The sequence below is a fragment of the Psychrobacter sp. JCM 18901 genome, from assembly GCF_000586435.1.
Classification (GTDB): domain Bacteria; phylum Pseudomonadota; class Gammaproteobacteria; order Pseudomonadales; family Moraxellaceae; genus Psychrobacter.
This window is the reverse complement of record NZ_BAWH01000005.1, coordinates 141,806-149,425: the sequence shown is the minus strand read 5'-3', so window position 1 is coordinate 149,425 and position 7,620 is coordinate 141,806. Positions and strand designations below refer to the sequence as shown.

General features: G+C 42.0%; 3 protein-coding genes and 4 pseudogenes. 3 read left to right on the top strand and 4 right to left on the bottom strand.

Going from position 1 to position 7,620, the window contains the following annotated elements; genetic code table 11:
• Positions 1 to 414: pseudogene (locus TT11_RS06010) on the top strand (DNA polymerase III subunit gamma/tau); the annotation flags it as partial.
• 314 nt (positions 415 to 728) lie between these two features.
• A complete protein-coding gene (locus TT11_RS06005; protein ID WP_261869529.1) occupies positions 729 to 1,676 on the top strand; it encodes a LysR family transcriptional regulator in 948 nt (315 codons plus the stop codon).
• 73 nt (positions 1,677 to 1,749) lie between these two features.
• Here the strand turns inward: TT11_RS06005 and TT11_RS06000 are convergent.
• Positions 1,750 to 2,932: pseudogene (locus TT11_RS06000) on the bottom strand (aspartate aminotransferase family protein).
• Between the two features lie 40 nt (positions 2,933 to 2,972).
• Complete coding sequence (locus TT11_RS05995) at positions 2,973 to 3,164, bottom strand: DNA gyrase inhibitor YacG (protein ID WP_261869527.1); 192 nt, start codon at positions 3,162 to 3,164, stop codon at positions 2,973 to 2,975.
• A gap of 189 nt (positions 3,165 to 3,353) precedes the next feature.
• On the opposite strand from TT11_RS05995, the gene TT11_RS05990 reads away from it, so the two are divergent.
• Positions 3,354 to 4,028 (top strand): tRNA (guanine-N(7)-)-methyltransferase, encoded by a 675-nt coding sequence (locus TT11_RS05990; protein ID WP_261869526.1) that lies wholly within the window; start codon positions 3,354 to 3,356, stop codon positions 4,026 to 4,028.
• Between the two features lie 68 nt (positions 4,029 to 4,096).
• Here the strand turns inward: TT11_RS05990 and TT11_RS05985 are convergent.
• A pseudogene (locus tag TT11_RS05985) lies at positions 4,097 to 5,492 on the bottom strand (ABC1 kinase family protein).
• 449 nt (positions 5,493 to 5,941) lie between these two features.
• Positions 5,942 to 7,260, bottom strand: a pseudogene (gene purD / locus TT11_RS05980) (phosphoribosylamine--glycine ligase).
• Positions 7,261 to 7,620 lie beyond the last annotated feature (360 nt).

Sequence of the window (7,620 nt, the reverse complement as noted above, 5' to 3'; positions counted from 1 at the left end):
GAACCAATTGTTGAGCCTAGCGCAAATGATTCTCAGTTAACAGCACACTCTGATGAAGATCCACGTACGTTGCTGCGTTGTCCACCTCAAGAACTGACAGGCGAGTGGAACCCAGAAAAGTGGGACTACTGGTTACAAACTGCTCGTGAAGGCGAGGTATTGGCACAAGATGAGTTAGCACTGGCACGACAAGGTACAATGACTGGTCAATGTAATGGTAGAGCCACGTTTTTGACCAGTGTTGATAGTAAGCATTTGCAGGTCACTTTTCAGCAATTGGCAGCTAAGCTACAACAGCAATTTACGCAAGCTGACATTGACTTGAAAATTGATAGTAGTATTATGCAGACCGAAGATAAAACCCCAGAGCGCCGACAGAAAAAAACGTTTAGAGCAAGCGAAAACCGTTGCTGAAACGAAATTACTAAAAACACCAGTAATGCAGTATTTAACTGAACGTGGTGAGGGTAAAATGGGTAAAGTACAGCTGTATTAAGATTTTAGAGCAGTGTTTGCTCAAAATATCTAAAAGTATATTTATATATTGAACGTAGTTTATATTAAATATCAAGGTGATAGCAATATATCACCTTGATATTTTTGTTTTTATTACGGGTCAAAATATATTTATCAAACAAGAGAGAACCATTTGATAACGATAAGATGAATGTAAAGTCGTTATAATGGTTAAGTTATATTAAAAACTGAAATGACGTTTAGGTGAGAATATGTTGGATAATTTACGCGGTATGGCTGTGTTCGCCAGTGTGGTCGGACATGGCTCTTTTAGTGGCTCAGCACGTGAGCTAGGTATTACAACCAGTGCAGTCAGTCAGCAAATTCGTTCCTTAGAGAACGAGCTTGGCGTGGTATTGCTACATCGCTCAACTCGTAAGCTAAGCTTAACAGAAGCTGGTGAGAGCTTTTACGAAGCGGCAAAAGATGTCGTCAGTGCAGCAGAGCAAGGGCGTATCAAAGTTAATCAATTGCGTGATGAGCTAGCAGGTAGCTTGCGTGTATCGACGACTCCTGAGCTTGGTGTTAATCATATACTGCCAGCACTCTCTACGTGGATGGCGGCACATGATGATCTTAGTGTCACTTATCTAGCCGACAATCATTATATTGATATGATTGATGAGCGTATTGATATTGCCATTCGCATGAGCCCATCGATTAATGACTCTAGCCTCAGCAGTCATCCGTTAACAGATGTGCGTCAGCTATTGGTTGCTTCACCTCAGTATTTGCGTCAACACAGTAAGCTAAATACGCCTAAAGACTTAGCTGAGCATCAGTTGATCTGTATTGAGATTATGAAAGATGCCAATCAGGTTGATATGGTTCAAACTGAAACTGGTAAAAAGACACGTATAAAGATGAATTCACGTATCTATACCAATAATGTGTTTATGGCAACGACGCTGGCTAAAGAAGGTCACGGTTTGGTTAGAATGATGGAGATGGACATAAAAAAAGAGCTTGAGAGTGGGGAGCTGGTAGAAGTGTTGACTGGCTATCAATTACCAAGCTTTGTGCTATATGCGGTCACTTTAAATCGAGACCAACAGCCAGCCAAAATCACTCGTTGTCTAGAAGTACTGAAAAAAATACTTCCATGCGAATTAAGTGTTGTTCTCACTATGCACAAAACGTTTTTAGTTAGCAGTAAGTAGTTAGCAAAAAGCCTATAGGTAATGAATCATCTATAGGCTTTTTTGTTGTCTATTATTAACGTTGAAGCATGCTTTAAAATGATGGCTTTAATAAATTAATTAAACGCTCAATAACTTGTGTGCTTTCATCACGGCTCATGTTAAGTGGTGGCAGCAAACGTACAACATGACCACCCGTCACATTAATGATCAGCTTTTGCTCATCACGGGCACGATCTACCAGTTGGTTACAATCCATATCTTCAGGTAGCGCGATACCAATCATCATACCTGCACCGCGACTGCTAACGCCATGTTGACCAAATGTATCAACGATACTTTCTCTAATGAATAAACCCTCAGTCACTGCGTTTTCCATGATATTACTATTTGCTAGCACGTCATATACGCTATGTACCACACGGCTGGCCAATGGTGTACCACCATAAGTAGAGCCGTGGCTACCAGCGCCAAACAGACCATTGGCACGGCCACGTACCATGCACGCACCAACTGGGAAACCATTACCTAGACCTTTGGCTGTCGTCAACACATCAGGGCGAGCATTGCTATGTTGATAAGCAAAATATCTACCCGTACGGCCATTACCTGTTTGCACTTCATCCAGCATAAATAGCCAGTTATGAGCGTCACATTCCGCTTGCAGCTCTTCAAGATAAGTAAAGCCATTGGCTGCAGTGTTTAGGCCACCTTCGCCTTGGATCGGCTCTACAAAGATAGCGCAGATATCATCATGTTCTTGAGCAGCTTGTTTGACGGCAGCGATATCGCCAAATGGCACACGAATAAAGTCCTCATCTAGCGTATAAAATCCTTCACGTGCTTTTGGATTTGCAGTAGCTGACAAAGATAATAACGTACGACCATGGAACGATTGCTCCATTACGATAACTTTTGGACGTTTAAAACCTTGTTTGTACGCGTATAAACGTGCCAGTTTTAATGCAGCTTCATTGGCTTCGGCGCCGCTATTGGCAAAAAAACACGCTGTCCATTTGGGCAGCGGTACATAGTATCTCTCCAGCACGCTCTTGCCAATCAATGCCAAACAAGTTGCTCGTATGAATTAACGTACCTGCTTGTTGCTGAATCGCGTCAGTGACTTGTGGATGACAGTGTCCTAAGCCGCATACCGCGATACCAGTTAAGGCATCTAAGTAAGGCGTGTCATCTTTGGTATAGAGCCAACTGCCTGCACCGCGTGTAAAGCTGATTGGTTGACGATTATAAGTGGGCATCAGGTAAGTAGCAGACATGTAAAGCATCCTTGGTATTATAATTGAGTAAAAGTGTGGGTTATAGCTCGTCAGAAAAAGGCGTGGTTTCTGCAGGTAAAGTGTAGTCTTCGTTCGCCCAAGCACCTAAGTCAATCAGCTTGCAGCGACTGCTACAAAACGGCTTATATTTATTGTCTTGCCAAGTCGTCTGAGTGCCGCAACGTGGACAAGGGTAGGTCTTTGGGGGCGTATTTGCAGTAGAGTCAGTCATAAGAAAAGAGCAATGTCCTAAATGTTGTTATTATCGGTTGCATACGGCACAAGTATAAAACGCATCCGTCATTTAAATTACGATGAAACGAGGCGTACTTGCTGTCGCTGTATTACTATTCAATGGGATTGACTATATAATAGCATGGGGCCGAATAATGACAAAAGACAAATGCTTTAAGGATAGTAGATGACCGACAATATTGATCTCACGCATCAGCAAGAGCGTGCCTTTCAACCACAAAAACTGTCAGCACCGCGTGACTTTATTATTCCAAATATCATCAATGATAATAAAGATGAAAAACCGTTAATGCTAGAGATTGGGGCAGGGAAGGGTAAGCATGCACTTAGCTTTGCCGCACAAAATACTGATAAGCATCTGATAGCCATTGAACGCACGCGTAATAAATTTGAGGCATTCTCAAAATTAGCCACTCTACAAAATCTATCAAACCTAGACGCGATTCATGCGGATGCGATTGCCTGGACAGTGCACGCCATTAAACCAAATAGTTTGGCTAAAATCTTCATTCTTTATCCCAATCCTGAACAGCACAATCCAAATCAGCAATGGCTGAACATGCCTTTTTTTGAGTTTCTCTTATCACGCTTGCAGGTGGGCGGAGAAGTGATATTAGTCACTAATATCGAATCCTATATGGACAATGCAGAACACCAAGCAACCAAAGTATGGTGTCTACCATCAACACGTTCTCGAGTACCAGCGACCAGTCAGCGCACTCATTTCGAAGTGAAATATCTTGCCCGACAAGAAGTGTGTTGGGAGCTAAGTATTCGTAAGCCGAAGTGGTATAAGACAAGATTTGATGATTGGCAGGTAAGTGCTATAAGCGAAAAATAATAGCCTAAGCAAATAATATCGAAAAATTAAAAAGCCGTCACTAAAGGACGGCTCAAAATTTGCAAGGTTTATAAATAAGGTTTTACAAGACTGTTAGAGTTGGTGTGCGCATCTAAAACAGTCAAAAAGGTATATGCACCGATAAACTTACGGCTGATAAACATAAATTCTTTTGGTGGCAGATTAAATTCAAAAGACTGCATTGCGCGTGTCGCCGTAGTAGATAAGCGTGAATGTAGTTTACTGTTGGCCCAAATATAACGATTCTGTTCATCCAAACATTCGCTAGGGATATTGGTGTTTTTCTCAGGGTCACTAAAAGGCTCTGTAGCAAGCAAAAATAACGAAGCAATATCTGAACGTACTTTATTACTCATGCTATCGAAAAAGTCATATCCTTTCATAGCAATACTCATTGCATGCTGATCATGGCGATATCCTGCGCGTAGTAGATCACGGGCAATCGTTAATAAGTTACCATCAAACTGACGAATCGCTCCAAAATCTAGCAAAACCAATCTATCGATATCTTCTTCGTTTTCGCTCACACGCACTAAATAATTACCAAAGTTGGGATCTGTTTGCATCTCACCCCATACAAAAATCTCTTGCATCATGATTTCTATAGCTGCTTGGCCAATGGCATTACGGCGTTCATGAGGTAGTAATTGCAGTGCTTCCGAGACCACAGTGATACCTGGCTCGTATGACATACATAGCAAACGTTTTTTTAGAATAGTTACGATTAATCTTAGGCACGATATAGCGCGGATCATCGATTAAACGCTCGTAAAAACGTTCTGTCGTAGCCGCTTCTGCCTCGTAATCAACTTCGTGATGGAGTAGGTCACGTATTTCCTCAAACCAAGCATCGAGTGCGCGTGTTTGAGGAACGATATTACTTACTTTTAATAACCGTTTGAACAAGGCAAGATCAGAGTTGATAGCGTCTGCCACACCCGGATACTGAATTTTTAACACAACTTGTTCGCCAGTGGCGAGTACGGTCGCACGGTGAACTTGAGCAAGAGAAGCAGTTCCGATAGGGACAGGATCAATGTCTAGCTCGTTTAGTTTGTTGCCCAGTAACTGGCGTAATGTTTGCTCAATCGTCGGCCAAGTCAATGTCGCTGTGTCATCATTGAGAGTTTGCAAAGCGCGTGTGATCTCTGGCGGCAGTATATGTTCACCATAAATCGCTAGCATTTGACCAATCTTGACGACCGAACCTTTCAATTTACCCAGCTCTGATGCCAGATAATTTGCTTGAGTTTCCATAAACGCTTGATTGCGTGCAGTACGAGCTTCTTTATTTAAGAACATACCAGACACGCTATTACCCGCCCAACGACGACCAATATTCAAAGAAGTTTTTGCAATCGACATACGACGATCAAACCCTGAGGTTTTTAGGCTATCGATTGATTGCTTGTTGCTAAAAGGTTTAGACGTATCATTTGCCATAAGTATAATCATTCATCCAATTGGTATTGATTTGCGGGTTCGAAACCTACAATACAAGGGAGACGTGATGCACAGGTACAAAATTGTATCATATAAAGCGCGTTGGTTTTATGAGCCTGAGCTGGCCATTGATAGTTACTTTGTAAGCTAATATCTAGCGGTAACTATTGATAAATAGGTGCTTACTAGTTTGAGTATGATTAATAAATAGTTAGTATTTTCTAGCAAACTCACTGACTATTAAAATTTAGAAAAATCTATTTATAGCCAATAGATTGGTATTAAAAAGATACTAAAAAATAAGACCTAGCATGATGCTAGGTCAAATAATGATGTAGAGCTATAAAATACAGTAATATTATTAATCAAACATATTGAGCGAAACCTTCGCATTATCTAAAATATTGCCCAAAACATTACTCAATATGTCCTTTAGTATGCTTTAGTTGCTAAGCATTTTCGCGAGTGATGGCATGGTGACCAATATCACGGCGGTACTGAGCACCATCAAAACTGATAGCAGCGGTGACTGCTAATGCTGCTTGCTGAGCATCAGAAATGCTATCTGCTAGCGCAGTCACACATAATACACGCCCGCCGTTTGTGACGACTTCTTTATCATTATCGTTAGAAAATGCCGTGCCAGCATGGAAAACTTTAACGGCTTCGTCGTTGTTAGGATCTAGTTCTGGCAAGCCAGCAATCACATCACCTTTAGACGAAGTTTCAGGGTAGCCTTTTGATGCGACAACGATACCTAGAGCAGGGCGCGCATCCCATTTTGCTTCACTAGGTAATTGACCTGCCAAACCTTGTGCGACCAAATCGACCATTGATGACTGCAAACGCATTAAGATAGGCTGCGTTTCAGGATCACCAAAACGGCAATTGAACTCGATGACATACGGGTCGCCTGCCTTATCAATCATAAGACCAGCATATAAGAACCCAGTATAAGGATGGCCTGCGTGTTTCATGGCATCGACTACTGGTTGAATCACTTGCTGCATGACTTTGTTATGAACATCATTCGTAACAACTGGAGCAGGGGAGTAGGCACCCATGCCGCCAGTGTTTGGACCAGTATCACCTTCAAAAGCACGTTTGTGATCTTGGCTGGTTGCCATTGGCAAAATGTTATCACCATCAATCATGCAGATAAAGCTGGCTTCTTCACCCTGTAAGAACTGCTCGATAACCACGCGGCTGCCAGCATCACCGAACTTATTGTCCGCTAACATATCGTCGATAGCTTCATGTGCTTGTTCGATCGTTTCAGCAACGATAACGCCTTTGCCTGCAGCGAGGCCGTCTGCTTTGATAACGATAGGCGCGCCTTGCTCATCGACATAGGCTTTTGCAGCGACTGCGTCTGTAAAACCTTGGTAAGCAGCGGTTGGAATATTGTTTTGTTCCATGAACTCTTTAGCAAAAGTTTTTGAGCCTTCTAACTGTGCACAGTATGCTGTTGGGCCCCATGCTTTGATACCTGCTTCACGACAAGCATCAACAATACCCGTAACCAAAGGCGCTTCTGGACCAACAATTACCATGTCGATATCATTATTTTGACAAAACGCGATAACAGCACTATGCTCGCCAGCGTCAGCGTCGGTAGACTCTAGCATAACGTTTTGGCATTTAGGCTCAAGGGCGGTGCCAGCATTGCCAGGAGCGATGTAGACATTTTTTTTACATTGTCATCTTTTGCACATTGCCATGCCAATGCGTGTTCGCGACCACCTGAGCCAACCACCAAAATATTCATCATACCTTTTGCCCTTAGCATTAAAGTTAATAGTGAGCGAGTCGTACGCTCTTAAATATGTTGGCATATTCTAACAAAAAAACGCCTTCAATTACCATGAGTATCCGCCTGCTAGCACCGAATCATCCATATCGATGTCTAAAAATGCATTGTCTCATTAGTAAAGGTTATCGACACATCGCTGATTCATGAAATGATGTTGTACACTTTAGCTCGCGCCTTATGTGCGTTACACTTCACTATATTGGTAGTATTAAATTCTGATGGCTACATATTAATAAGAAATAAGAGCAAAAAAAGGAGAAAATTTCTAACTGTTGTAAAAATAAAATAAGTCGCGTGAATGAAAATACTGCACCG